We start from the raw sequence: 26,451 nt of genomic DNA, 5'->3' as shown, positions 1-26,451 counted from the left end.
GACGCGTCTGCACGTCCGTGAGGCTCCTCATCTCTCGCGACTGTCGCGCCGGGTCACGCGCCCGACTGGCGCTCCCGTCGCTCCGCGCCGGTCACCTGGCGCCAGCGCCGCGTCACGCCCCACACGGTGGTCTTGAGCAGCGCCTCGCGGATGATGGCGCCACTCATCTTGGAGGCGCCTTGCACGCGCTCGACGAACTCGATCGGCACCTCCACCACCGTGCCGCCCGCGCGCAGCACGTGCCAGCACATGTCGATCTGGAAGCAGTATCCCTGGGACTCGACGGAGTCGAGATCCAAGGCGCGCAGCATGTCTGCCGTGTAGGCTCGGAAGCCCGCGGTCGCGTCCTTCACGTGGATTCCGAGCGCCAGGCGAACATAGGTGTTGGCGCCCGTGGACAGCAGCTTGCGATGGCGCGGCCAGTTCTTCACAGATCCGCCCGGCACCCAGCGCGAGCCGATCACCAGGTCGCCGTCACCTGCGCTCGCGAGCAGCCGCGGGAGGTCACGCGGCTGATGAGAACCATCGGCGTCCATCTCGACCAGGACCTCGTAGCCATGCTTCAGGCCCCAGGCGAAGCCCGCACGGTAGGCCACTCCCAGGCCTTGCTTGCCAGGACGATGCAGCACGTTGACGTGCGGGTCGGCGAGGGCTGCCTCGTCCGCCCACTCCCCCGTGCCATCCGGGGACGAGTCGTCCACGACGAGGATGTCGACGTCGGGCGCGTACGCGCGGACGCCGGAGATCTGCACCGGCAACGACTCACGCTCGTTGTAGGTGGGGATGATCACCAGCGTGCTCACCATTCGTACCTCTCCCTCAGTCGTCGTCCTACCGCGCTCACGGCGAGGACGCCCGTGCCGATCAGGACGCCCCATGCTATCCATCCGCCGAACCTGACGGCGGGCGTGAGATCGGTGCGCAGGCCCACGTCGGCGAGCATGTGGGCGGCGGTGAACAGCTCCGTCTCCTGCAGCACGCGCCCGTCGGGCGCGACGATCGCGGACACGCCGACGGTCGAGTCCTGGATCGCATAGCGCCCGGTCTCGATGGCCTTGATCCTCGTCATCTGCAGCTGTTGCGTGCTCTCGGCGGTGTGACCGAACGTCGCATTGTTCGTCTGCACGACCAGCAGCTCACCGCCGAGCGCGACGGCCTCGCGCACGATGTCGTCGACCGCCACCTCGAAGCAGATGACCGTCGCAAGCGTGACCGCCCGTTCCTGCGAGTCGATCGCAACCTGCATGACCGCCGGCTCGGTGCCGGCGAGCATGTCCACGCTCACCCGGTCCACGTCGGGCGAGAAGTGGCGTGCGAAGGTGCGCATGGGGATGTACTCGGCGAACGGCACGGGGCGCTGCTTGCTGTACGTGTCGAGCACCACACCTTCAGGCGACCACAGGAGCGATGTGTTGTAGCGCCCATTGACAGGCGTGTAGTCGACGGTGCCCAGCAGGAGGGGGGCGTCCGCCTCCTGGGCCGCGGTCGTGACCAGCTGATATGCCTGGTCGTCGACTCGGGGGTCCACGTCCGCGGCGTTCTCCGGCCAGATCATGAGGTCGATGGCACGGCCCTGCGCCTGTGCGTCGGACACGGCCACCGAGGACTCGGCGGCGTGGTTGCGCAGCACCTCGCGCGCCTGCGAGAACGAGTCCAGGCCACGGTCGGGCACGTTGCCCTGGATCACGGCGACGGAGAGCTCGCCATCGGTCGCCCGGGAGTCGAGCGGCACGAGCGCGCCTGAGAAGACGATCACCAGCGCGAGCGCCGGTGCCGCCGCGGCCTGCACGGGTCGACGCTGCACGCCTCGCTCGAACGCGAGTCCCAGGAAGGCTCCTGCGGTCGCGACCGCGAAACCGAGGAACGGTACTCCCCCCACCCAGGCAAGACCGGCGATCGGCGAGTCCGCCATCGCGAACGCCAGCCGACCCCACGGGAACCCCTCGAACGGCATGATCGACCGTAGCTGCTCCACACCGGCCCAGAGCAGGCCGAACGCCACCGGACCTGCGAGCAGTCCCTCACCCAGCATGCCCGAACGCCGCACGTGCGCCCAGATCACCCCGAGGAGGCCCCAGGCGAGTCCCTCGGCGACCGACAAGGCGGCCCATGGCGTGATCTCGGTCGCGACGTAGGCCCACCACACGTGAGGTGCGAAGAATGCGACGCCGTAGAGCCAGCCGAGCAGAAGACCGCCCCAGGCGCCGACGTCACGGAGCGCCCACCACAGTCCGGCGAGAGATACGAAGGCGAACGGCCACCAGCCGACGTCGGGGAACGCTGCCGCAAGCAGCAGCCCGGACGCGACGGCGACGAGGATGTTCCACTGCATTCTCACAAGCGCACAGCCTACGTAGGCCTGATCAGTACGCGACCACGCCTCGCCGCATCGCGGCGATGGCAGTGCGAGCCCTGGCTCTCAGCGTCTCGTTCGGCGCGACATCTGCGATCTGGTCCAACGCGTCGATCACCTGCTTGCTCCAGCGGACCATGTCGCCGGGCGCGATCTCGGACCCCGTGAGCACTGCGTCGAGGCTGCGGCCCTGCGCCCACCCGTGGATGGGGCCCACGATCCCCCACTCCGGAGCCGGAAGCTCACCGAGGCGGTGCTCCTCCTGCAGCTCGGATACGCGCGACCATGTGCGCACCGTCTCCTGCAGGGCGCGTCCGAGAGCGCCGTGAGGCCCGCCCGGCACCTGGGGCGAACGCAGCTCGTCATCCCGACGGCCGTTGTACACGAGGCTCGAGACGGCAGCAGCGAGCGCGGGCGCCTGCAGCTCGCTCCACACGCCCGTGCGGAGGCACTCCGCGATCACCAGGTCGTTCTCGCTGTACAGGGTGCGCATCATCTCGCCGGTCGGCGAGACCTCCCATTCGTCCCCTTCGCGGACCAGGTAGCCCAGCTCGCCGAGCACGTCGCAGCGATGGTCGAAGACGCGTGCGATGGAGCCGGTCGCACGCTGGATCTCGCCGACGACGCGGTCCTTGTCTCGCAGCGTGCGGAAGTAGCGCTCGGCCCAGCGGGCGTGGTCCTCTCGCTCGGGGCAGGCATGGCACGGGTGGCCCTGCATCCGCTGGCGCAGACGGGTGATCTCCGCGTCGGGTGTGTGCGGCGCTGCGCCGTGCCGACGCCGGCTGGGCGCCTCGAAGGAAGGCTTCGCGTCCTCGATCACCTGCGCGAGCTCGCGCCGCTGACGCGGGTTGCGGTGGTCGAAACGCTTGGGCACACGTATGGCGCCGACGACGTCGACGCCGTGCTGCAGCTCCGCGATCGCGAGCCGGAACTCGCGTCCCTCATCGGTGACCACCACCGGGCGCGGCGCATCGGCCCTGTCATCGGGAACCACGACCGCAGCGATGCCCGCGCGCCTGCCACCGCCGATGCGGACCACGTCGCCGCGCCGCAAGCCTGACAGGGTCTCGGTGGTCGCCTCGCGGCGTTGACGGCTCGCAGCCTTCGACTGGCCCTTCTGGAGACGATTGAGATCGTGTCGCATGCGCGCGTAGTCCATGAAGTCTCCGCGATCGCAGGCGACGGCCTCGCGATAGCCCTCGAGCGTCCGCTCCAGCTCCTGCGCGCGCCGTGCCTTGCCCACCACCGACTGATCGGCCTGGAACTGCGCGAAGGACATCTCGAGCACCTCACGAGCGCGGGCCACGCCCACGGTGTGCACGAGGTTCACCGCCATGTTGTACGAGGGCTGGAACGAGCTGATGAGCGGATAGGTGCGGCGGGATGCGAGGCGACCCAGCTGGCCGACGTCCAGGCCCGGATGCTCGACCACGACCGCATGGCCCTCGACGTCGATGCCACGCCTGCCTGCCCGTCCGGTGAGCTGCGTGTACTCGCCGGCGGTCAGGTCCTTGTGACCCTGACCGTCCCACTTCACGAGCTTCTCGAGGACCACCGAGCGTGCCGGCATGTTGATGCCGAGCGCGAGCGTCTCGGTCGCGTACACGACCTTGATCAGCCCACGCCGGAACAGCTCCTCCACGACCTCCTTGAACAGGGGGATCATGCCCGCGTGGTGAGCGGCGATCCCCGCCTCGAGATGGTCGCGCCAATGCAGATATCCGAGCGCGCCGAGATCCTCGGACGGCACTCCCGCGCAGCGCTCCTCGATCAGCGCGGCGATCTGGGTCCGTTCCTCGTCCGTCGTGAGGACCAGTCCCGAGGCGCGCACCTGATCCACCGCGTCCTCGCACCCCGCGCGGGAGAAGACGAACACGATCGCGGGCAGCAGGCCCTGCCGGTCCAGCACGTCGACCACGGCGAAGCGCGGAGGGCTGCGCCGTGCGCGCGGGCGGCGGCCGCCTGCGACGCGATGCCCCCTCCCCTGTGAGTCCACCTGCGCGTGCCGCTTCAGGATGGCCTCGACCTCCGGGTTGAGGCGCGGATTGGGCCCAGGCTCCTGAGCATTGACACCGGGCGCGTACAGATCGAACATGCCCTCACGGATCAGCACGTGCGGCCACAGCGGGACAGGACGATGCTCGCTCACCACCACCCGCGTGTCGCCTCGCACCTCGGAGAGCCATGCGCCGAACTCCTCCGCGTTCGACACCGTGGCCGACAGCGCGACGATCGAGGTCATCTGATCCAGATGGATGATGACCTCCTCCCAGACCGACCCGCGGAACCGGTCGGCCAGGTAGTGCACCTCATCGAGCACCACGACGCCCAGCCGTTCCAGCGTGGTGGATCCCGAGTAGATCATGTTCCGAACGACCTCGGTGGTCATCACGACGATGTCCGCGTTCGGGTTGACGGAGGTGTCACCCGTGAGCAGCCCCACGGCGGAGTCGCCGTAGACGGCGCGAAGGTCCTGGTACTTCTGGTTCGACAGCGCCTTGATCGGAGTCGTGTAGAACGCTTTGAGGCCCTGATTGTGGGCATGGCGGATCGCGTACTCGCCGACGACGGTCTTGCCTGCTCCGGTGGGGGCCGCGACCAGGACAGAGCGACCTTCCGCGACCGCCTCGCACGCCTCGCGCTGGAACTGGTCCAACGGGAACGACAGGGACTCCTCGAACTCGACGAGGTCGCCGTGACGATTCCTGCGTCGCGAGGCGGCATAGCGTTCCGCCGGTGTGCTCATACTCTCAGGCTACCGAGGCGAGGCACCGAGAACGCGCAGACCGCGCGGCACCACCGAGACAGTGAGGGGGCCCGCGCCGACCAGCTCACCGTCTGCGAATGCGGGTGGTAGCGGCCGGCCGACCGAGGGGTCGTGCCGCACCGACACCTCGCGCACCTGCATGACGCGCACGCGCGGGTCCTCGAGGTGTCTGCCCTTCGTGAGGGCGGCGAACAGCGGGACGATCTGAGTCGGCGCGAGCCCGTCGGCGAGGACCAACTCGAGAAGTCCGTCTGTCAACGACGAGTGGGGTGACAGGGGCAGTCCCCCGCCGATCAGTGGGCCGTTCGCCACTGCGACCAGGGTGCACGTCTGCGACACGCTTTCGCCGTCGATCTCGACCGTGACGCCGTAGGGAGTGAACCGAGGCAGCTCCTGCGCGATCGCCAGCCTGTACTTGAGCGGTCCGCGTGGCCGTCGCATCGTCCTGGCGCGCGCGGACACCGCGGCATCGATGCCGGCGGAGACGATCGCCAGCGCATACCGGGGCTGGGCGGGATGCTCCACCGCGGGCCCGACCACCGCAGCGACGTCGACCTCCGCAGAGCTGTCGGTGCGCAGCGCCAGGTCGATCCGAGCGACAGCAGCGTCGACGTCCCGCACCGGCAGGTCCAGCGCCGTGGCGCTGTCGTTCCCGGAGCCTGCAGCGACGATGCCGAGCGGAAGGCGATGCGCGGCGCACGCCTGCACGCCCAGGTGGACCATGCCGTCGCCGCCGACCACCACGAGCGCGTCGAGGTCGTCACGATGCGCGATGGCTGACTCGAGAGATGCGGCCCAGGATCCCGCCGACAGGTCACGCAGCCGGTGCCCGCGCGCGGCGAGCGCGGCCAGTGCCTCAGCTCCCCACCGGGCTCCTCTGCCCGACCCTGAGGTGGGGTTCGTCACGACCCCGAGCGTGCTCACGCCTCCGCCTCGAGCCCTTCCTCCGCGTCCGCGGGATCCTGGGGTCTGCGCGACACGGCGCGCTCCCGGAGCACCGCCACGCCGATCGCCGCGAAGTACAGCACCGTCATCGGCGTCTGCAGTATCAGCATGGTGATGGCGTCCGGCGTCGGGGTGAGCACAGCGGCGGCGACCGCGATGATGACCACCGCCCACCGCCATCCGCGAAGCCAGACGCGCGCGGGCACGATCCTGGCCCATGACAGGGCCACCATCAGCACGGGGAACACGAAGGCCAGGCCGAACGCGAGCAGCAGCCGCATCGCGAAGGTGAGGTACATCTGGGCATCGAGCACGTTCGCGGCGCCGTCCGGCGTGAATCCGACCAGGATTCCCACGGCCTGCGGCAGGATCCACCACGCGAAGGCGATCCCGGCGAAGAACAACGGGATGGCTGCCGACATGAAGCCGATCGTGTAGCGGCGCTCGACCTTGCGCATGCCGGGCGCGACGAACGCCCACAGCTGGTAGAGCCACCACGGTGAGGACAGGATGACGCCGAGGATCGCTGCGACCTTCAACTGGAGGTCGAGCGCGGTGGCGAGGCCGCTGAAGTTGACCGTGACGAGCGCGTCGTCACGCGCGGCGAGGTCGAGCACCGGCCTCTGTACGGCCTCGTACACGGGCGTGTACAGGAACCAGCCGACGACCATCGCGAGGACGATTCCGATGGCAGAGAGGAACAGACGCTTGCGCAGCTCCACCAGGTGGGCGCGCACAGGCATGCGCGCGTCGGGATTGGACTTCCGGCGCACGCGCCTACTTGTCACTGGCCTCGCCGTCGCCGGCTTCGGTGCCCTTGCTCGACTTGCCCTCGGACGAGTCGTCCGAGGTGAGCGACTTGGTCTCCTCCTTGAGGATGCGCATCGACTTTCCCAGCGAGCGCGCGAACTCAGGAAGCTTCGGAGCCCCGAACAGGATCAGGACGATCACCGCGATGATGATCCACTCTCTCGCACCGAAACTGCCCATGAGATCTCCCTTGTCTTGTGCCGCTCAAGTGTAGCCGCCCGATCAGGCGGCACCGTCCTGTGCTTCGAGCACGCGCAGGGCGCGTCGTGCCACCGCGTCGGCGAGGAGCGCCGGGCCGATCGTTCGGAGCGCCGGACCGACTGCGAGCAGCCTGCCAGCCGCCCACTCCACGTCCGCGACGGGGAAGGTCGCCGTGACCGCGTCGCCCTCGTCGGAGATGACGACGTCCTGCATCGACTCGAGCAGCCACCGCGCGCTCACGTGGGCCGTGACCTGGGCCGCGAACCTGGGCTCGAGACTGAACCCGCGTTGCTCCATCGGGGCTGTCGTGACCGGGGAGTCCGTGGGCGTCGCGCTGACGATGCGGTCGAGCCTGAGCGTCCGATAGTCCTGAGCCCTGCGGCACCAGCACTCGACATACCCGATTCCGTCGATCGCCACCAGCCGATGCGGCTCCACCACCCGGACCGTGCGTCTATCCGAGGCGTCGACGTAGGTGAGCTCCACGGCGAGCCCCCGTGCGAGGCCGTCGGTCAGAGGGGACATCCGTGCGCGGTCCACCGCCTCGTCGGCGACGACCTCGATCGGATTCGAATCGATCGCCGCTCGGAGCTTCGCGAGGGCCGTCTCCGCGGCCTGAGGCGCGACTCCGGCAGCCACGAGGGTCCCGAGCGAGCCGATCAGCGCCACCGCCTCGCGCGCGCTGAGCTTCACCTGGGTGAGGCCCTGTGCGTCGCGCAGCCGCGCGATGCCCTCGTCGAGCGCATCCGGGTCGAAGTCCACGTAGTCGTCCGGCATCCCGCCCGGCTTGCCTGTCGTGAACAGCAGGAACACGTCCTGCTCGATCTGACGTGCGCTGACGCCGAAGCGTTCTCCGAGCTCGGCGAACGTCGCCTCCTCCTGATGCTGCAGCACCGACAGGATGCTGAGCAGCCGCGTGACACGTGCGAGCGCCTTCTCAGCCACCGGCGACCTCCAGCGCGTTGCGGGCATAGTCGCTGACCTGCGTGGCGATCTCCATCGGCTCGACGACCCGTGCGGCGCCGCCGAGCGCGAGCACCTCGTCGCGCAGCGCATCGGCGTGGCGGAAGTCGACCCTCACGAGGTCCCAGCCCTCGCGATGTGCGATGGTCTCACCCCGAGAACGCAGCGAGTGCCCCGCCTCAGGCCGCACTGCCACGACCGCGATGCCCCCCTGCGAGGGCGAGAACGCGGGCGGCAGGTCGTGGGGGATGTCGTACGCGCCGGGTTCCCCCGTGGCGCCGACGCGGCCCTGGATCCGTGACAGTCGGAAGGTGCGGGCGGCAGCGCGGTCGACGTCGAACGCCTGCAGGTACAGCGCGCCGCCGCGGGTAAGCAGGCGCCACGGCTGCACGGAACGTCGCTGCACGCCCGAGTTGGACGACGAGTAGTCGAACCGCACCGCGCGGCGCTCCTGGCGCGCCTCGAGCAGCGCGGACACGGTGCCTTCCGCAGTCTGCGACCGCCCACCGGCAAGCACCGCCTCGGCGGGTCGCTCAGACGTGGACGCCGCGACCTTGGTCAACGCCTGGCGCGCATCCGCCTCGAGCGTCGCATCGCTCCAGTACGCTCCCGCGACGGAGAGCGCGGCGAGCTCGGCCGAGGTGAGGTCGAGCACGGGGAGCGCCGCGCGAGCGCTGTCGATCCGATAGCCGATGTCGTCACCGTGGACAGCGTCCTGAATGGTCTGCAAGGGAATCCCGAGCCGCCGCAGGTCGTCCTTGTCGCGCTCGAACATGCGCTCGAACGCGACGTCCGACCTCTTGAGCTCGGAGGGCGACGCGCCTGTCGGCACGGGTTCGTAGCCCTCGACGGTGGCGCGGATCGTCTCACGCGTCATCCGTCGCCGGGTGTCGGAGAGCGCGACGATGAGGTTCAGCAGCCGCGCCGTCGCGTCGGCCATCTAGACGCGCACCGCCAGCAGCTCCGTGGTGAGGATCGCACGAGCGCCCACCGCATACAGCTGATCCATGATGTGGTTCATCTCGATGCGCGGCACCATGACGCGCACCGCCGACCAGCTGGAGCCGTGCAGCGGTGCGACGGTGGGACCTTCGAAGCCCGGGGTGACGGCCAGCGCCTCCTCGAGCTTGTCGGCCGGGACGTCGTAGTCCACCAGCACGTACTGGCGCGCCATGAGCACGCCACGCAGGCGGCCCACGAGCACGGCGATCTCGTCGTCCGTGGTGTCCGGGCCCTTGATGAGGATCGCCTCGGACTTGAGGATCGGCTCTCCGAAGATCTCCAGGCCGGCCGCCTTGAGCGTGGTGCCTGTGGAGACCACGTCCGCCACCACGTCGGCGACTCCCAGGCGGACCGACGACTCCACCGCGCCGTCGAGCCTCACCACGTCGGCCTCCACACCGAAGGACTTCAGGTGGTGCTTGACGAGGCGCGGGTACGAGGTCGCGACGCGCTTGCCGTGCACGTCCTCCACCGCGGAGGCCACGCCGGGGGCGGCCGCGTAGCGGAAGGTGGAGCCACCGAAGCCGAGCTCCAGGTGCTCCGTCGCGGGCGCGCCCGAGTCGAGCAGCAGGTCCCGGCCGGTGATGCCGGCCTGCACCGTGCCTGAGCCTACGTAGACAGCCACATCGCGCGGCCGCAGGAAGAAGAACTCGACGTCGTTGCGCGTGTCGACGAGCACCAGCTCACGAGGGTCGTGGCGCTGCTTGTAGCCGGCCTCCCTCAGGAGCTGCGTGGCGGGCTCGGACAGGGAGCCCTTGTTGGGAACTGCGATGCGAAGCACTGTGCCTCCGTGGCTTACAGGTAGCGGTACACGTCCTGGAGCGTCAGCCCCTTGGCGATCATCATCACCTGCGCGTGATAGAGCAGCTGCGAGATCTCCTCGGCGGCCTCGTCGTCCGACTGGAACTCGGCCGCCATCCAAGACTCGGCGGCCTCCTCGACGAGCTTCTTGCCGATGGCATGGACGCCCTTGTCCAGCAAGGCGACGGTTCCCGACCCCTCCGGACGCTCGGCGGCACGGGCGCTCAGCTCAGCGAAAAGCTCTTCGAAAGTCTTCACGCGACCACCCTAGCGGGGCCGTGCCTGCACCTGCGACACCGCGTGCGGTGTTCGCGCCGTGCGCGCGGCTCCCCGATCTCAGAGCGACCGGAGCGTCAGCGCGGTCTGAAGCGCCGCCTCGACAGCCTCAGCGCCCTTGTCCTCGTCCGAGCCCGGCAGGCCGGCCCGGTTGAGCGCCTGCTCCTCGGTGTCGACGGTGAGCACTCCGAAGCCCACGGGCACGCAGTGCTCCCGGGAGACGTCGGTGAGTCCCTGGGTGACGGACTGGCACACGTACTCGAAATGGGGCGTACCGCCTCGGATGACAACGCCCAGGCATGCGATCGCGTCGGCGCCGCGGCGGGCGAGCGCCTCCGCGACGACCGTGAGCTCGACCGCACCAGCGACGCGGGTGACCCGGTGCTGGGCGCCCGCGGCCTCGGCGGCACGGATCGCTCCTGCTACCAGGCCGTCCATGACCTCGGTGTGCCACGACGAGGCGACGATCTCCACGGTCAGGCCGGCGGCCTCGACGGTGATCTGGGGTGCTCCCGCTCCGCTCATGATTCCTCTCCCAGCAGGTGGCCCATGCGCTCCACCTTGGTAAGGCGATAGAACTCGTTCTCCGGATGCGCGCCGACGTGATGCGGCACGCGCTCCACACAGGTGATGCCCGAAGCGCGCAGACCCTCGACCTTGGCCGGGTTGTTCGTCAGCAGCCGCACCTCGGTCAGGCCCAGGTCGGCAAGGATCGCCGCGGCCGCACCGTACTCGCGGCGGTCGACGGGCAGACCGAGCTCGGTGTTCGCGTCCACGGTGTCGAGCCCCTGATCCTGCAGCCCGTAGGCCTTGATCTTGGCGAGGATCCCGATCCCGCGACCCTCGTGACCCGTGAGATAGATGACTGCGCCGCCCTCCTCGACCACTCGCGAGATCGCCGCGTCGAGCTGGGGTCCGCAGTCGCACCGCAGCGACCCGAACGCGTCGCCCGTCAGGCACTCCGAATGCACGCGCACGATCGGGACGATGCCCTCCTTGGGCGGCACCGTCAGCGCGACGTGCTCGTCGCCGGTGCGTGCGTCACGGTAGCCGCGCACGGTGACCTCGCCGTGCACGGTGGGAAGCCGTGCCTCGCCCTCGAACAGCACCCGATGCGGCTGCGGCGTGGCGGGCTCAGGAAGGTCGTCGATCAGCCTGCGGTACGCGATCAGGTCGGCGATCGTGAGGAAGACCAGCCCGTCCTTGTCCGCCAGCGCCGACGAGTCGCCCTGACGCATCATCGTGCCGTCGTCGTTGACCAGCTCGGCGATGACAGCCACCGCCGAGACTCCCGCCAGACGGCACAGGTCCACCGCGGCCTCGGTGTGACCTGCGCGGTGCAGGACACCACCGGCGACCGCACGCAGCGGCAGCACGTGACCGGGCCGGATGAACGCCTCCGCTCCCGCGGTCGGATCCGCGAGCAGCTGGAGCGTGTGATGACGGTCAGCGGCGGAGATCCCCGTGCTGACGCCCGAGGCCGCGTCCACCGACACGGTGTAGGCCGTGCGGCGCGGGTCCTGGCTCGCGGGCACCATGAGCGGCAGGTTCAGCGCGTCGGCACGGTCCCCGGTCATCGGCGCGCAGAGGTAGCCGGACGAGTGCCGGATGCCCCACGCGACCCACTCGACGGTCGCCCGCTCGGCGGACATGATGAAGTCCGCCTCGTCCTCGCGGTCATGCGAGTCGGCCACCAGCACCGGCTTGCCCGCGCGGATGTCGTCCAACGCGCGCTCCACCAGGGCCACCAGATCGGCGCTCACGAGCGGGCCTCCAGCATCTTCTCGACGTACTTTCCGATCACGTCGACCTCCACATTGGCACGAGCCCCCACCGCCATCTCGCCGAATCCGGTCTCGGTCAGGGTCGTCGGGATCAGCGACACCGTCGCGAGGTCGCCCTCGAGCGCCGCGACCGTGAGCGACACGCCGTTCAGCGCGATGGATCCCTTCACCACCACGTACCGCTCCAGGTCGGCCGGGATCCGGAACGTCAGGTCCGTCCAGTCTGGCTGCGAGTCACGGGACACGAGCTCGGCCACGCCGTCCACGTGCCCCTGCATCATGTGACCGCCCAGGCGGCCGTCCGGGCGCATCGCGCGCTCCAGGTTGACGCGCTGACCGACGTGCAGGTCCGCGAGCGTGGTGGTCTCGCGGGTGACGCGCATGACGTCCGCGATCCAGGTGTCGCCCGAGTGCTTCGCGACCGTGAGGCAGACGCCGTCCACGGCGATCGACTCACCGTGGACGAAGTCGTCGCCGAACCCCGGAGAGGAGATCGCGATCTGAGACTGGGCGCCGCTGTCGGTGACGGCCGTGATCGTGCCGACCGACTCGACGATGCCGGTGAACATCAAGGTCCTTTCGTGAACGCTGCTGTGACCAGGGTATCGGCGCCGAGCTGCGTCGTGGTCACGTCCGAGCCTCTCAACACGTCGGTCATGGTGTGGATTCCCAGGTCGGAGACGACGGTGGTGCCTGCACCCAGCAACGCCGGAGCGATGTAGGCGTGCACCTCGTCGACGAGCCCGCTCCGGAAGAAGGCCGACGTGACGACGGAACCGCCCTCCACGACCAGCGTGCGCACGTCCCGCCGCCACAGCATGTCGAGCACCTCGCGTGGATCGTGCGTCCTGATCGCCACGGCGTTGCCGTCGCGCCAGACGCGCGCGCCGCTCGTGTCGCCCATGCCCATCACGACGCGCAGAGGCTGGTGGGGGTCGGCGACGTGCGGTGGGCGGGCGCTGAGGGAGGGATCGTCGGCGCGCACGGTCCCGGTGCCCACCAGGATCGCGTCGACCTCCGCGCGGGTGCCGTGGGTGTGGGCTCGCGCCTCCTCACCGGTGATCCAGAAGCTCGTGCCGTCCGCCGCCGCGGTGCGGCCGTCCAACGTCTGCGCCCACTTGGCGATCACGTACGGCCTGCCGAGCTCCATGGCCCGCAGCCAGCGGGAGTTGAGGGCCCGAGCTGCTGCGTCGGGCACGAACTCGGCCTCGATCCCTCGCCCTCTGAGCACCTCTCCCCCGCCGGCTGCCTGCGGGTTGGGATCCTCGACTGCGTAGATCACTCGGCCGATGCCGGCGACAGTGAGCGCATCCGCGCACGGACCGGTGCGTCCTGTGTGGGTACAGGGCTCGAGCGTGACATACGCCGTCGCGCCCGCCACGTCGACGCCTGCTTCCGCGGCCGTGGCGAGCGCGTGCGCCTCGGCATGAGCGGTTCCTGCACCACGGTGCCAGCCCTCCACCAGCACCTCGCCGGTCGGTGCGGTGATGACGCAGCCGACGCGAGGATTGGGCCCCCACGCGGGCCCCCGCGCCGCCAGGGACACGGCTCGCGCCATGGCCTCGGGCGCGCCCAGGACCTCGCCGGTCATCCGACAGCCGCCTGACTGGCGATGCGGCGCAGCTCGGCTATCGCCGCAGCCCTGTCGTCAGCGCTGTAGATCGCGGAGCCCGCGACGAGCATGTCCGCTCCGGCCTGCACGACGGCCTGCACCGTGTCGCGGGCTATGCCGCCGTCTACCTCGATGCGCAGCGGGTGACCTGCAGCCCGGGCGGCGTCCCGCAGCGCGCGCACCTTCGGCATCGTCTCCGGCATGAAGGCCTGGCCGCCGAAGCCAGGCTCGACGGTCATCACGAGCACCATGTCGAACTCGACGAGCACGTCGATCACGTGCTCCACCGGGGTGCCGGGCTTGAGAGCGACGGACGAGCGCGCTCCCAGGGCGCGCAGATCGCGCGCGATGCGCACGGGGTCCGCGGCGGCCTCGAGATGGAAGGTCACCGACGTCGCGCCCGCCTCCGCGTACCGTGGCGCCCAACGGTCGGGGTCCTCGATCATCAGGTGGGCGTCGACAGGGAGCGGCGACACCTCGGCCAGCCGTTCGAGCACGGGCAGCCCGAGCGTCAGGTTCGGGACGAAGTGGCCGTCCATCACGTCGACGTGCAGCCAGTCCGCGTCCGACACGGCGACGATGTCCCGCTCGAGGTTGGCGAAGTCGGCTGACAGGATGGACGGGGCGATCTGGATACCCATGGGATCAACCTAACGCCCTCGTGGAGGCGGTCAGGTCCCATCCCGACGCAGCAGCGCGAGGAACATGCTGTCGGTGCCGTGCGCGTGCGTCCACAGCTGCACATGCGGGCCTCGCCCCCACCCGTCGACGTCGGTGCCGGTGACCGTCGCGACCGCCTCGCGCGCGTCGAGGACGGTGGCGCCGCGAGCCGTGGAGACGATGTCCCGCGTCTCGCCGAGCAGCGGCGAGCACGTGATGTAGGCGACCAGACCTCCCGGCCGCACGAGCGCGAGAGCCCGATCGAGGAGCTGCGCCTGCAGCTGCTGCAGGGCGGGCACGTCGCTCGGGTCCTTGCGCCACCGTGCCTCGGGACGGCGGCGCAGAGCACCCAGGCCCGTGCACGGCGCGTCGAGCAGCACCCGATCGTAGGAGCCGGGTTCGCCCCATACGGTGCCGTCACCCACCGACACGGAGACCGTGCCCTGCGGGATCGCCTTGACGGAGTCCTCCACCAGGCGTGCACGATGCGGATGAAGCTCGAGCGCATCGACAGTGGCGCCTCCGAGGGCGGCGTGGGCGCCCAGCAGCGCGGCCTTGCCGCCCGGACCGGCGCACAGATCGATCCAACGCTCGCCTGAGGCCATCGGGGCGGCGGCGACGAGCGCAGCCGCCACCACCTGGCTCCCCTCGTCCTGCACCGCGGCGCGGCGGTCCCGCACCTCTGCGAGCGATCCCGGATCGCCTCCTTCAGCGAGGACGACGGCGGTCGGCGCCAGGGTGCCAGGGACCGCCCCAGGCGCCGATGCGACGAGGGCCTCACGATCGACGAGACCAGGGCGCGCCACGAGCGCGACGCGTGCGGGCTCGTTGTCGGATACGAGGAGCGATTCCAGCTGACCGGCGCGTCCGTCGGCGGACAGCGCACGGTCCAGCTCCGCGGCGACCCACGCAGGATGCGACTGCTGCAGCGCCACAGCGTCGCGGCCCGAACCCGGAGCGACCCTCGCGATCCACGCGTCACGAGACACCTCTGAGACGCGCCTGAGGACGGCGTTGACGAACTTCGACGGCCCGACCCCGACGCGTGCGCGCGCCAGCGACACCGTCTCGCTGACGGCCGCGTGGGTCGCGACCCGCATCCCGAGCAGCTGGTGCACGCCGAGCCACAGGACGCGCCGCACCTCGGGATCGACCTTGCCTATCGGACGGCCTGCGGCCGAGCCGATCACCGCGTCGTACAGGCCATGCATGCGAAGAGCCCCGTACGCCAGCTCGGTGGCGAAGGCCGCATCGCGCCCGGAGAGGCGGTGCGCCGCCAGGATCCGAGGCATCACCAGGTTCGCGTAGCCGCCCTCGGCGTCGACTGCATCGATGCACTCGAGCGCGGCCTCACGCGCGGGGTCGCGGCGGCTCATGCCTCTCCCAACGCCGAGCCCTCAGGAAGGCGCGCACCCCGCCACCAGTCCACGGCAGACATCGACCTGCGCCCGGCGGGTGCGATCCAGGTCAGGGCCACCGGGTGCGTCCCCGTGCCCACCAGCACCTCGCCGTCCTCGCCGCGCAACTGTCCCGGCACGGTTCCCGCAGCATGGGGACGCGGCGACACGGGACCGAGCTTCGCCACCTGACCGTCGGGGAGCGTGGTCCATGCACCCGGTGAGGGCGTGCACCCACGGATCTGCCGATCCACCGTGTGCGCCGGAAGCTCCCACCGCACGTAGGCGTCCTCTCGTGTGAGCTTGGGCGCGTACGAGACGCCCTCCGTGCTCTGCGGCTCCGGCACGAGCGCACCCGCCTCCATCGCCGTGAGGGTCTGCACCAGCAGGGGCGCACCTGCATGCGCGAGCCGGTCCAGCAGGTCGCCCGCCGTGTCGTTCGGCCGGATCGTCTCGGTGAGCACGCCGAGCACGGGACCGGTGTCCATCCCCTTGTCCAGCAGGAAGGTGGTGGCGCCGGTCACGTCGTCACCGCCCATCAGCGCGCGCTGCACCGGCGCGGCGCCGCGCCAGGCGGGCAGCACCGAGAAGTGCAGGTTCACCCAGCCGAGCCTCGTGGCTGCGAGCAGTCGGGGTCGAAGGATCTGCCCGTAGGCCACGACAGCGGCGGCATCGGCCTCGCACGCCTCGATCTGCGCGATGAAGTTGGGCGCGGAGGCGCGCTCGGGCGTCAGGACGTCCAGGCCGCGGGCCAGCGCGAACTCCTTCACCGGGGACGGATGGAGCGTGCGACCGCGGCGACCGCGCGCGTCGGGCTGGGTGATCACGGCGACCACCTCGTGGTCGGAGGCGAGCAACGCCTCAAGGCTCGGGACGGCCACCTCGGGGGTGCCGGCGAAGAGGAGACGCATGCCCCCATCGTAGGTGGACTGCTCGCGCCGCCGTGGCGATCGCTCGCCCGTCAGGCCAGGCGCAGCGGCCCATCCACACGGACCCGGATGGGAGCGGCCCCGGCCTTCGACTGCTCGCTGCAGACCTCGCGCAACGCGTCCACGCAGGCCTGTGCGGAGGCGCGCGTCAGCAGGAGCGACGCGCCCTGGTGGTCGGGCGCCACGACTGCACCGCCGCGGTCGGCTCCGACGCGTACGAGCGCGGCGTGCACCGGCTGTGGCTCACCGTCGATCCGAATGTGCCTGGTCGCCGGCGGAAGCCCCAGCGCGAGCCGCTCCTCGTATGCCTCCTGTGCCGCATCGGCGGCCCGCCACGAGCTGAGCGCGCGGGCGGTCAAGGCGGGCAGCTCACCCACCACCGAGACACCTCCGTGAGCTGCGCGCGACCTCGCGTGCGCCGCGGCGACGAGCCAGTGCCTGAGCGCGACGATCTCTCCGCCGAGGCCGCCCGCGGGCGCTGCGGCGTCGAGCACCACCACGTGGGCATAGCCGCCCTCGATGGCCGGTATCGCGCCAGGGGTGGCGACGACGATGCCTGACGCAGCCGCGCCGTCGTCGAGCACGCCGGTCGCGCCTGACGAGACAGCCACGGCCGTTCCTGACGCCATCGCCTCGAGCTGCTCCGCGACCCGCTGCACGCCCTGTCGTCGGTGTGCGAGCCGACGGCTGTGACAGTCAGGACAATGCCAATCGACCTGCACCGTTCCGCAGGCCACGCACGACGGGTCCCCCTGCCGTCCGGGGAGGCTCAGGGAGCCGCCGCACTCTCGGCACTGCGCCCACGTGTCGCAACCCGCGCAGGCGGTAGCCGCCACGTATCCGGCACGTGGCACCACGACGGCGACCGGTCCATGCTCGAGCGCGGCGCGGACCCTCCTCCACACCCCCGGCGGCATCCAATGACGGCCCGCCGGGCCCTCGGCTGCACGCCGGGAGTCGTCCCAGAGGTCGATCACCGGCGTGGCGGCGCGGATCTGTGCCACCGAGGGACGCTCGAGCGTGCACCACCCATGTTGGGCGAGCGCGACCGCCTCGATCGAGGGGGCGTACGCCGCCATGATCAGATCGCAGTCCTCACGTTCCGCGCGGACGCTCGCGACTGTTCGCGCGTGCAGATACGGCGCGTGGGGGTCCTCGTAGGCGGAATGCCCGTCGTCCCACAGGAGCAGCAGCCCGAGTCGGGGCACGGGTTGCAGCGCCGCGGGTCTGGTGCCGACGACGAGGCGCACCTCGCCTCGCAGCGCCGCCAGGTACTGGCCGTACCGCACGTTCGGCCCGTCGTCTGCGTCGAGGGCGACGAAGTCTCCGCCCCCACGCGGCGTCCACCGCTCCAACCCGGCCGCGCGCCAGGCGCGCGCGACCGCCGCTGCGGCCCTGGCGTCCGGCACGACGACGATCACCGAGCCGCGGCCCTCACCCGCAGCCTCGGCGGCCTCCTTCGCGAGCGACCGGGCCGGTGTCGCGCTGGGGCTGTCGTCGTCGGGAAGCATCTGTCTCACGGTGCGCATCGGCCTCCGTTGACCCGCCGCGAGCGTGGTCCGTGCCTGAGCCACGGCGCCGCTGCTTGCTCCGGTCGCGTGCGTGCCGCGGGCGTCGCCAAGGGCGCGCGCGGCGTCGACAAGGCGTCGCAGGTCGACCTCGCCCTCGGGCGGGCGCTTCTCGACAGCGGCGACACGAGGCGGCGCCATGAGTCGCAGCACGTCCCACGTCGATCCGCACGCACGCCGCGCAAGCGCGTGCGCCAGCGCCAGGGACTCGGGCGTGTACGAGGCAGCATGCGCCGCGGACCGCACCTCACGCAGACTTCCGGAGAACTCGCTCTGCCGGACGACGTCCATCACGACGCCGCTTACGAGCCGCCCGGCGAACGGCACCCGCACCCTGTACCCGGACTCGACCCGCGCGAGCCGCTCCGGCAGCAGGTAGTCGAAGGGACGATCGAGGTGCGGCAGCGGCGAGTCGATGACGACGCGCGCCACGCGATTCGCGGGCTTGTCGCTCTCAGGCACCGTGGCTGTCAGATCGCGGCGCGCAGATCGCCGACGCGGTCCGTCCGCTCCCACGTGAAGTCGGGAAGCTCCCGGCCGAAGTGACCGTAGGCGGCCGTCTGCCGGTAGATCGGCCGGCGCAGATCGAGCGCCTCGATGATCGCTGCCGGACGCAGATCGAACACCTCGCGGACCGCGGCGGCGATCCGCTCTGGCGCCACCTGCTCGGTGCCGAACGTCTCCACGTACAGTCCGACGGGATGCGCCGTGCCGATCGCGTAGGCCACCTGAACCTCGCAGCGGTCGGCGAGCTCGGCAGCGACCACGTTCTTGGCCACCCATCGCATCGCGTACGCCGCCGAGCGATCCACCTTGGACGGGTCCTTGCCAGAGAAGGCTCCGCCGCCGTGCCGTGCCATGCCGCCGTACGTGTCGACGATGATCTTGCGACCCGTGAGCCCGGCATCGCCCTTGGGCCCGCCGATCTCGAACCTGCCGGTCGGATTGATCAGGCTGCGATGCCCCGAGTAGTCGAGCGCGAACTCCTCGAGCACGGGCTCGATCACCGCTGACTCGAGCGCCTCCCGAAGCTCGGCCATGTCGATGCCCTCGTCGTGCTGGCTTGACATGACGACCGTGTCGACCGTCTTTGCGGCCTCGCCCTCGTAGCCGATGGTGACCTGGCTCTTGCCGTCAGGCCTGAGGCCCGCGACCGCACCGGAGCGACGCACCGCCGCGAGCTGCTGGGTCATGCGGTGCGCGATGGCGATGGGCAACGGCATCAGCGACTCGGTGTCGTTGCACGCGTAGCCGAACATCAGGCCCTGGTCCCCCGCACCGAGGTCCTCGCCGTCGACGTCCGTCGCGTGTCCGACGCCCATCCAGATGTCGGCGCTCTGCTCGCCGATCGAGACCGACACGCCGCACGAGTCGCCGTCGAACCCGATCTTGGAGGAGGTGTAGCCGATCGACTTGACCACCTCGCGGATGACGCCTGGGATGTCCACATAGGCCTCGGTCGTGACCTCGCCCGCCACGTGCACCAGGCCGGTCGTGACCATCGTCTCGACGGCGACGCGCGAGGAGGGATCCTGCCGGAGCATCTCGTCCAGGATGGCGTCGGACACCTGGTCGCACACCTTGTCGGGGTGGCCCTCGGTCACGGACTCGGACGTGAACAGCCTCAGGTCGGTCATGGCGACCATCGTACGACCCGCGACTGACGTGGCCTTCACGGAGCGGCGAGCGTCACACCTGGTGCCTCAGCCGCACGACCTGGTCGAGGATGCGGTGCGCGACCTCGATCTTGGAACCCGCAGCATGCGCGACCTCGGCACCGTCGGAGGCGAGCATCCGTACCTCGTTCGGACGATCGCCGAACCCTCTGTCGACGCCCACCTCGTTGACGCACAGGAGGTCCGCACCCTTGCGGCGTGCCTTGGCGGCCCCGTGCTCGAGGACTGTCGCACCCGAGTCGCCGGTCTCGGCTGCGAAGCCGATGACGGTCTGGCCTGGCCTGCGCGAACGCACCAGGCCGGCGAGGACATCCTCCGTGGGCAACAACGTCAGCGTCAGCGTGCCGTCGCCGTCCTTCTTGATCTTGTGGTCCGCGACCTTCGCCGGGCGGAAGTCCGCGACCGCTGCGGCCATGATGACGACGTCCGCGGTCTCGGCGGCCGCTCGCATGGCCACGCCCAGCGACTCGGTGGACGACACCTCGACGCGCCGTATCCCCTCGCCGAGCGGAAGCGCCACGTGCGCCGCCACGACCGTCACCTGGGCACCCCGTTCTCGGGCCGCCTCGGCGATCGCGAAGCCCTGGCGCCCAGATGATCGGTTGCCGAGGAACCTGACCGAGTCGAGCGGCTCGCGCGTGCCTCCGGCGCTGACCACGACGTTCAACCCCTCAAGATCCCCCCACGCGTCGGCGTCCGCGTTCGGTGCCGTGGTGAGCCCGGTCCCACGCACGACGCCGTAGAGCGCGTCGACGATCTGGGCGGGATCCGGCAGCCGTCCGGGCCCCGAGTCGGGTCCGGTGAGTCGGCCGATGGCGGGCTCGATGACGTGGACGCCCCGGTCGCGAAGCGTCTGCACGTTGGCGCGGGTGGCGGGGTTCTGCCACATCTCCGTGTGCATCGCGGGTGCGACCACCACAGGCGCGGCGGTTGCGAGCAGCGCGTTGCCCAGGAGGTCACGGGCCTCTCCGCGCGCCATGGAGGCGAGGAAGTCGGCGGTGGCGGGGGCCACCAGCACCACGTCCGCCCGCTGACCGAGCCGTACATGCTGCACCGACGGCACGTCCTCGAACGTATCCGTCGGCGCAGGGTGTCCGGACAGCGCCTCCCAGGTGGCGCGTCCCACGAACTGGAGCGATGCCGCCGTGGGGATCACCCTGACGGAGTGGCCGTCCTCGGTGAGCCGACGCAGCACGAGTGCGACCTTGTATGCGGCGATGCCGCCGGTCACCCCCAGGAGGACGCGCATGCGTCGCGGGACTACTCGGCGGAGTCGCCGAGCTCCAGCAGGCCGCCCGCGTTGATCTCGCGCAGGGCCACGGACAGCGGCTTGTCGGTCTGGTCGGCCTCGACGAGCGGGCCCACGTTGTCGAAGTGACCCTCGCCGAGCACCTCGTAGTACGAGTTGATCTGGCGTGCACGCTTCGAGCTGTAGATCACCAGCGCGTACTTCGAGTCCACCTTCTCCAGCAGCTCGTCGATGGGCGGGTTGGTGATGCCCTGGGGATCGGCCACAGTTCCAGCCACGTCATGCTCCTTGCTTAGCGTTTCCATGCGGGGGCGCTCGCCCCGCAAACCCGCATCAGTCTACCGTGCGGCGTCGACCAGGGCTGCGAGGCCCGCCACGGTGGTCTCCAGATCGTCATTGACGAGCTCCTCGTCGAACTCCGAGACGGCTGCAAGCTCATCGCGGGCCGTCTGCAGGCGACGCTCCCGCTCCTCCTCCGACTCGGTGCCGCGACCCACGAGCCGACGCACCAGCTCGTCCCACGAGGGTGGAGCGAGGAAGACGAACAGCGCCTCCGGCATCGTCGCGCGCACCTGGCGCGCGCCCTGAAGGTCGATCTCGAGCACGCAGGGCACGTCGTCCGCCAGACGCTCCTCGACCGGCCGACGCGGCGTGCCGTACCGGTGCGCGCCGTGGACCACAGCCCATTCGAGCAGCTCGCCGTCGGCGATCATCCGGTCGAACTCCTCGTCCGACACGAAGAAGTAGTGGACGCCGTCGATCTCGCCCGGACGCGGCGTGCGCGTCGTCGCCGAGACCGACACCCAGATCTCTGGGCGCGCCTCGCTCAACGCGCGCACGACCGTGCCCTTGCCGACGGCCGTAGGGCCCGCCAGCACGACGAGTCGACTCACTGGCGCTCGCGCGCGAGCAGCGCCTCCACCTGATGGGTGCCGAGTCCGCGGATGCGTCGCGCATGCGAGATGCCGATGTCGTCCATCACGACGATCGCCCGCTTGGGACCGATGCCCGGCAGGCACTGCAGAAGATCCTTGACTCGGATCCCGGCGAGCGCCTCGTCCGCCTTGGCCTGCGCGATCGCCTTCTCAAGCGTCATGCCGCCGCGTGCAAGATCCTCCTTGAACACGCGTCGGGCCGAACGGACGGCGGTGGCCTTCACCAGCGCCTCGGCACGCTGCTCCTGGGACAGCTCCGGAGTGGCCATGGACCTTCCCTCCTCGTCGCTAGTCCTGCACGTCGAACGACTGCAGGGTGTACTGCGCCGCGCCGGCCGCAGCCTGGATCGCGCCGCGCAGCTTCTCCACGAAGGGGCCCGCGTTGAGCACCCCTCGCGACTGGTTGACAAGCACACGCCCGCGGGCGTTGCCGAATACCTGCAGCAGCTGCTGAGGTCCCGCACCCTGCGCGCCCACTCCGGGCGCGAGGATCGGTCCGTTGAACGACCCGAGATCGATCCCCAGGTCCTTGACGGCGTCGCCCACGGTCGCGCCGACCACCAGGCCGACGTCACCCATGCGCTCCGCGCCTTCGTTGAGGGCGTTGGCCTGGCGCACGATCGCGCCAGCCACGGACTCGCCGTCGGGGGTGCGCGCGTGCTGCACCTCCGCACCCTCGGGATTCGAGGTGAGCGCGAGCACGAAGACACCCTTGCCGGTGTGCTTCGCAAGGTCGAAGGCCGGCTGAAGCGAGCCGAAGCCGAGGTACGGGGACACGGTGATCGCGTCGGCCTCGAGGGGCACGCCCTCCGACAGGTACGCGTCCGCGTAGCCCTCCATGGTGGAGCCGATGTCACCGCGCTTCGCGTCCAGGATGGTCAGGATCTCCAGCTCGCGGGCCCTGCCGAGGATGTGCTCGAGCGCGGCCACGCCCCGTGCGCCGTGACGCTCGAAGAACGCTGCGTTCGGCTTCACGGCCGCCGCGGAACGCACACAGGCCTCGAGCACCGTCTCACCGAAGGCCGCGAGGCTCTCCGCCGAATCGTTCAGCCCCCAGCGCGCCAGAAGCTCAGGGTGCGGGTCGATGCCCACGCAGAGCGGACCGGCCTCGTCCATCGCCGCGGCCAGCCGTTCACCGAATGCCATGCTGCTCCTCCTGATCGGCGGACCCGTCGCCCGCCGTCGCGATCTCCCTCATCGTACCCATGTCACAGCCACCTTGCAGGGACTATGCGTGCGCCTCCTGCAGGCTGAGCACCTCGAAGCGCCCGTTCTGGAGCGCCTCGATCGCCTGCACCGCCGCCGAGAGCTGCTGGGTGGTGGTCACGATCGCGGCATCGGAGGCGGTCGCCGCCGCGCGGATCTCGTAGCCGTCGGCGCGGGCGCCCTGGCCGGACGGCGTGTTGACGACCAGGTGTACCTCTCCCGCCTGGATCAGGTCGACGATGGTCGGCTCGCCTTCGGGGCCGCGCCCCTGGTGATACTTGCGCACCACCTCCGCCGGGATGCCATTGCGTGCCAGCACCTGCGCGGTGCCCTGGGTCGCGAGGATGCGGAAGCCCAGCTGGTGCAGGCGCGCGACCGGGAAGGTCATGGACCGCTTGTCGCGGTCCGCGACCGAGATGAACACGGTGCCGGCGGTCGGAAGACCTCCGAAGGCACCTGCCTGAGACTTGGCGAACGCCATGGGGAAGGTCTCGTCGAAGCCCATCACCTCGCCGGTGGACCGCATCTCGGGGCCGAGCACGGTGTCGACGGAGAGGCCCTCGTGGGTGCGGAACCGACGGAAGGGCAGCACGGCCTCCTTGACCGCGATGCGCTGACGCATGTCGATCACCGCCGCATCGGTCGGGGGCAGGATGCCGTCCCGGCGCAGATCTGCGATGGAGGCGCCGGCCATGAGCAGCGAGGCCGCGGTGGCCAGCGGCACGCCCGTCGCCTTCGCGACGAACGGCACCGTGCGCGACGCACGAGGGTTCGCCTCGAGCACGTAGAGCACGTCGCTCACGAGCGCGAACTGCACGTTCATGAGGCCGCGCACGCCGATGCCCTTGGCCAGGGCCTCGGTGGAGCGACGGATCCGCACGAGCTCGGTCGCGGACAGCGTCACCGGCGGAAGCACGCACGCGGAGTCACCGGAGTGGATGCCGGCCTCCTCGATGTGCTCCATGACACCACCCAGGTAGAGCTCCTCGCCGTCGTACAGCGCGTCGACGTCGATCTCGATCGCGTCATCCAGGAAGCGGTCCACCAGCAGCGGCGCGTCGGTCGCGTGATCGCCCACGGAGTCCATCCGGGTGCCGTAGTCCTCGAGCTGCGCGCGGTCGTACACGATCTCCATGCCGCGTCCGCCGAGCACGTAGGACGGACGGACCAGCACGGGGAAGCCGATGCTCTCGGCGATCTCGATCGCCTCGTCGATGCCTCGCGCGGTGCCATAGGCGGGAGCGGGGAGGCCTGCGGACTCGAGCACCTTGCCGAACGCCTCACGGTCCTCGGCGTTGTCGATCGCCCGAGGCGAGGTGCCCAGGATCGGGACGCCCGCGTCGGCCAGTCGCTGGGCCAGGCTGAGCGGGGTCTGTCCGCCGAGCTGGACGAACATCCCCTTGATGGGGCCCGCCGCCTTCTCGGCCTCGTAGACCTCCATGACGTCCTCGAACGTCAGGGGCTCGAAGTAGAGGCGGTTGGCCGTGTCGTAGTCGGTGGAGACGGTCTCAGGGTTGCAGTTGACCATGACGGTCTCGTAGCGGTCCTTGAGGCTGAGCGCGGCGTGCACGCACGAGTAGTCGAACTCGATGCCCTGGCCGATGCGGTTGGGGCCGGAGCCGAGGATCAGGATCGCCTCACGCTCACGGGGCGCGACCTCGTTCTCTGCGTCGTACGAGCTGTAGTGGTACGGCGTGCGCGCCTCGAACTCGGCGGCGCAGGTGTCCACGGTCTTGAACACCGGGACGACTCCCAGCGCCTGGCGTGCCTCGCGCACCTCGGCGACGTCGAGACCGCGCAGGGAGGCGACCTGCTCGTCGGACAGGCCATGGCGCTTGGCGTCGCGCAGCACCGGCTCCGTGAGCTCGGGTGCCTTCGCGACGGAGTCCGCGACCTCGTTCATGAGCAGCATCTGGTCCAGGAACCACGGGTCGATGCGGCATGCCTCGTAGACGCGGTCCATGGAGAGGTCGCCTGCGTGCACCGCACGCAGCAGCTGCTGCACCTGGATGAAGCGGCCCTCGGTGGGCGTGACGATCGCCTCGAGGAGCTCCTCGATCTCACCGTCCACCGGGGCGTCGCCGCGCCAGTGGAAGTTCGCGTTCTTCTTGTCGATGGACCGCAGCGCCTTGCCGAGCGCCTCCGTGAAGGAGCGGCCGATGCTCATCGCCTCGCCCACGGACTTCATGGTCGTGGTGAGCACCGGGTCGGCCGCCGGGAACTTCTCGAACGCGAACCGCGGCACCTTCACGACGACGTAGTCGAGCGTCGGCTCGAAGGAGGCCGGCGTCGAGCCGGTGATGTCGTTGGGGATCTCGTCGAGCGTGTAGCCGAGCGCAAGGCGGGCCGCGATCTTGGCGATCGGGAAGCCGGTGGCCTTGGATGCGAGGGCCGACGAGCGCGACACGCGGGGGTTCATCTCGATGACGATCAAGCGACCCGTCTCGGGCTCTACCGCGAACTGCACGTTGCAGCCGCCGGTGTCGACGCCCACCTCCCGGATGATCGCGATCCCGACGTCGCGCATGCGCTGGTACTCGCGGTCGGTGAGGGTCATGGCCGGGGCGACGGTGACCGAGTCCCCGGTGTGCACGCCCACGGGGTCCACGTTCTCGATGGAGCAGACCACCACGACGTTGTCGTTGCGGTCGCGCATGAGCTCGAGCTCGAACTCCTTCCACCCGAGGATCGACTCCTCGAGCAGCACTTCGGTGGTCGGCGAGTAGTGGAGGCCCTGGCCGCCGATGCGGCGCAGGTCCTCCTCGTTCCATGCGAAGCCGGAGCCGAGGCCGCCCATGGTGAAGGAGGGGCGCACCACGACGGGGTATTTGAGGTCCTCAGCCGCGGCGAGCAGCTCGTCCATCGTGTGGCAGATCGCGGAGCGCGCCGAGTCCGCGCCGCAGCGCTCCACGACACCCTTGAACAGCTCGCGGTTCTCGCCCAGGTTGATCGCCTCGAGGTTGGCGCCGATCAGCTCCACGCCGTGCTTGTCGAGGATCCCTGCCTCGGCCACGGCGATCGCGGCGTTGAGCGCGGTCTGGCCACCGAGCGTCGGGAGCAGCGCGTCGGGCTTCTCCTTCTCGATGATCCGTTCGATGACCTCGACGGTGATCGGCTCGACGTAGGTGGCGTCGGCGAACTCGGGGTCGGTCATGATCGTGGCCGGGTTCGAGTTCACGAGGATGACGCGTACGCCCTCGGACTTGAGGACGCGGCATGCCTGCGTGCCGGAGTAGTCGAACTCGCAGGCCTGTCCGATGACGATGGGGCCGGAGCCGATCACCAGCACGGACTTGATGTCGTCGCGCTTGGGCATC

At 70.3% G+C, this 26,451-nt stretch carries 25 protein-coding genes; all 25 read right to left on the bottom strand.

Annotated features, from left to right (window positions below; genetic code table 11):
- Positions 1–53: 53 nt before the first annotated feature.
- The gene (locus RN607_RS06800; RefSeq protein WP_313545235.1) at positions 54–806 is read right to left on the bottom strand and encodes a polyprenol monophosphomannose synthase; all 753 of its coding nucleotides are present in this window, start codon (positions 804–806) and stop codon (positions 54–56) included.
- Positions 800–2,332: an apolipoprotein N-acyltransferase gene (gene lnt / locus RN607_RS06795; protein WP_313545233.1), complete on the bottom strand. Its 1,533-nt coding sequence runs from the start codon at positions 2,330–2,332 to the stop codon at positions 800–802. The genes RN607_RS06800 and lnt overlap by 7 nt, the downstream gene beginning before the upstream one ends.
- A gap of 31 nt (positions 2,333–2,363) precedes the next feature.
- On the bottom strand, positions 2,364–5,099 hold the full coding sequence (locus RN607_RS06790) for a DEAD/DEAH box helicase (protein ID WP_313545232.1): 2,736 nt from the start codon (positions 5,097–5,099) through the stop codon (positions 2,364–2,366).
- Positions 5,100–5,108: 9 nt separating this feature from the next.
- Positions 5,109–6,044, bottom strand: coding sequence for a diacylglycerol/lipid kinase family protein (locus tag RN607_RS06785; RefSeq protein WP_313545230.1), 936 nt, complete (start codon positions 6,042–6,044; stop codon positions 5,109–5,111).
- Complete coding sequence (gene tatC / locus RN607_RS06780) at positions 6,041–6,838, bottom strand: twin-arginine translocase subunit TatC (protein WP_313501315.1); 798 nt, start codon at positions 6,836–6,838, stop codon at positions 6,041–6,043. Before tatC ends, RN607_RS06785 begins: the two co-directional genes overlap by 4 nt.
- A 4-nt stretch (positions 6,839–6,842) precedes the next feature.
- Positions 6,843–7,055, bottom strand: a complete 213-nt coding sequence (gene tatA, locus RN607_RS06775) for a Sec-independent protein translocase subunit TatA (protein WP_313501313.1) — start codon at positions 7,053–7,055, stop codon at positions 6,843–6,845.
- A gap of 42 nt (positions 7,056–7,097) precedes the next feature.
- Positions 7,098–8,021, bottom strand: a complete 924-nt coding sequence (locus tag RN607_RS06770) for a helix-turn-helix transcriptional regulator (protein WP_313545228.1) — start codon at positions 8,019–8,021, stop codon at positions 7,098–7,100.
- Positions 8,014–8,979 (bottom strand): helix-turn-helix transcriptional regulator, encoded by a 966-nt coding sequence (locus RN607_RS06765; protein ID WP_313545226.1) that lies wholly within the window; start codon positions 8,977–8,979, stop codon positions 8,014–8,016. The genes RN607_RS06770 and RN607_RS06765 overlap by 8 nt, the downstream gene beginning before the upstream one ends.
- Complete coding sequence (gene hisG, locus RN607_RS06760; RefSeq protein ID WP_313501304.1) at positions 8,980–9,822, bottom strand: ATP phosphoribosyltransferase; 843 nt, start codon at positions 9,820–9,822, stop codon at positions 8,980–8,982. It abuts the gene before it with no gap.
- Between the two features lie 14 nt (positions 9,823–9,836).
- Positions 9,837–10,100 carry a phosphoribosyl-ATP diphosphatase gene (locus RN607_RS06755; protein ID WP_313501301.1) on the bottom strand — a complete coding sequence of 88 codons (264 nt, stop codon included), beginning with the start codon at positions 10,098–10,100 and terminating at the stop codon, positions 9,837–9,839.
- 78 nt (positions 10,101–10,178) lie between these two features.
- On the bottom strand, positions 10,179–10,643 hold the full coding sequence (gene ribH, locus RN607_RS06750; protein WP_313545224.1) for a 6,7-dimethyl-8-ribityllumazine synthase: 465 nt from the start codon (positions 10,641–10,643) through the stop codon (positions 10,179–10,181).
- Positions 10,640–11,881, bottom strand: a complete 1,242-nt coding sequence (gene ribB / locus RN607_RS06745) for a 3,4-dihydroxy-2-butanone-4-phosphate synthase (RefSeq protein ID WP_313501295.1) — start codon at positions 11,879–11,881, stop codon at positions 10,640–10,642. The genes ribH and ribB overlap by 4 nt, the downstream gene beginning before the upstream one ends.
- Complete coding sequence (locus RN607_RS06740) at positions 11,878–12,471, bottom strand: riboflavin synthase (RefSeq protein ID WP_313545222.1); 594 nt, start codon at positions 12,469–12,471, stop codon at positions 11,878–11,880. Before RN607_RS06740 ends, ribB begins: the two co-directional genes overlap by 4 nt.
- Positions 12,471–13,493 carry a bifunctional diaminohydroxyphosphoribosylaminopyrimidine deaminase/5-amino-6-(5-phosphoribosylamino)uracil reductase RibD gene (gene ribD / locus RN607_RS06735; protein WP_313501289.1) on the bottom strand — a complete coding sequence of 341 codons (1,023 nt, stop codon included), beginning with the start codon at positions 13,491–13,493 and terminating at the stop codon, positions 12,471–12,473. The genes RN607_RS06740 and ribD overlap by 1 nt, the downstream gene beginning before the upstream one ends.
- A complete protein-coding gene (gene rpe / locus RN607_RS06730; protein ID WP_313545220.1) occupies positions 13,490–14,155 on the bottom strand; it encodes a ribulose-phosphate 3-epimerase in 666 nt (221 codons plus the stop codon). The genes ribD and rpe overlap by 4 nt, the downstream gene beginning before the upstream one ends.
- A gap of 30 nt (positions 14,156–14,185) precedes the next feature.
- The gene (locus RN607_RS06725) at positions 14,186–15,550 is read right to left on the bottom strand and encodes an RsmB/NOP family class I SAM-dependent RNA methyltransferase (protein ID WP_313545218.1); all 1,365 of its coding nucleotides are present in this window, start codon (positions 15,548–15,550) and stop codon (positions 14,186–14,188) included.
- On the bottom strand, positions 15,547–16,482 hold the full coding sequence (gene fmt, locus RN607_RS06720) for a methionyl-tRNA formyltransferase (RefSeq protein WP_313545215.1): 936 nt from the start codon (positions 16,480–16,482) through the stop codon (positions 15,547–15,549). Before fmt ends, RN607_RS06725 begins: the two co-directional genes overlap by 4 nt.
- A 50-nt stretch (positions 16,483–16,532) precedes the next feature.
- Positions 16,533–18,530 (bottom strand): primosomal protein N' family DNA-binding protein, encoded by a 1,998-nt coding sequence (locus tag RN607_RS06715; RefSeq protein WP_313545213.1) that lies wholly within the window; start codon positions 18,528–18,530, stop codon positions 16,533–16,535.
- Positions 18,531–18,538: 8 nt separating this feature from the next.
- Positions 18,539–19,705, bottom strand: a complete 1,167-nt coding sequence (gene metK / locus RN607_RS06710; protein ID WP_313545211.1) for a methionine adenosyltransferase — start codon at positions 19,703–19,705, stop codon at positions 18,539–18,541.
- A gap of 52 nt (positions 19,706–19,757) precedes the next feature.
- Positions 19,758–20,993, bottom strand: coding sequence for a bifunctional phosphopantothenoylcysteine decarboxylase/phosphopantothenate--cysteine ligase CoaBC (gene coaBC, locus RN607_RS06705; protein ID WP_313545209.1), 1,236 nt, complete (start codon positions 20,991–20,993; stop codon positions 19,758–19,760).
- An 11-nt stretch (positions 20,994–21,004) separates the two neighbouring features.
- The gene (gene rpoZ, locus RN607_RS06700; protein WP_313501269.1) at positions 21,005–21,271 is read right to left on the bottom strand and encodes a DNA-directed RNA polymerase subunit omega; all 267 of its coding nucleotides are present in this window, start codon (positions 21,269–21,271) and stop codon (positions 21,005–21,007) included.
- 60 nt (positions 21,272–21,331) lie between these two features.
- Positions 21,332–21,886, bottom strand: a complete 555-nt coding sequence (gene gmk, locus RN607_RS06695; RefSeq protein WP_313501266.1) for a guanylate kinase — start codon at positions 21,884–21,886, stop codon at positions 21,332–21,334.
- Positions 21,883–22,197: an integration host factor, actinobacterial type gene (mihF, locus tag RN607_RS06690; RefSeq protein WP_313501264.1), complete on the bottom strand. Its 315-nt coding sequence runs from the start codon at positions 22,195–22,197 to the stop codon at positions 21,883–21,885. The genes gmk and mihF overlap by 4 nt, the downstream gene beginning before the upstream one ends.
- Positions 22,198–22,216: 19 nt before the next feature.
- A complete protein-coding gene (gene pyrF / locus RN607_RS06685; RefSeq protein WP_313501261.1) occupies positions 22,217–23,074 on the bottom strand; it encodes an orotidine-5'-phosphate decarboxylase in 858 nt (285 codons plus the stop codon).
- A gap of 82 nt (positions 23,075–23,156) precedes the next feature.
- The gene (carB, locus tag RN607_RS06680; protein WP_313545207.1) at positions 23,157–26,450 is read right to left on the bottom strand and encodes a carbamoyl-phosphate synthase large subunit; all 3,294 of its coding nucleotides are present in this window, start codon (positions 26,448–26,450) and stop codon (positions 23,157–23,159) included.
- Position 26,451 lies beyond the last annotated feature (1 nt).

The sequence above is a fragment of the Demequina capsici genome, from assembly GCF_032102965.1.
Classification (GTDB): Bacteria; Actinomycetota; Actinomycetes; order Actinomycetales; family Demequinaceae; genus Demequina; species Demequina capsici.
Note: the sequence above shows the minus strand (reverse complement) of the source record. Positions and strands in the feature narration are given on the sequence as shown.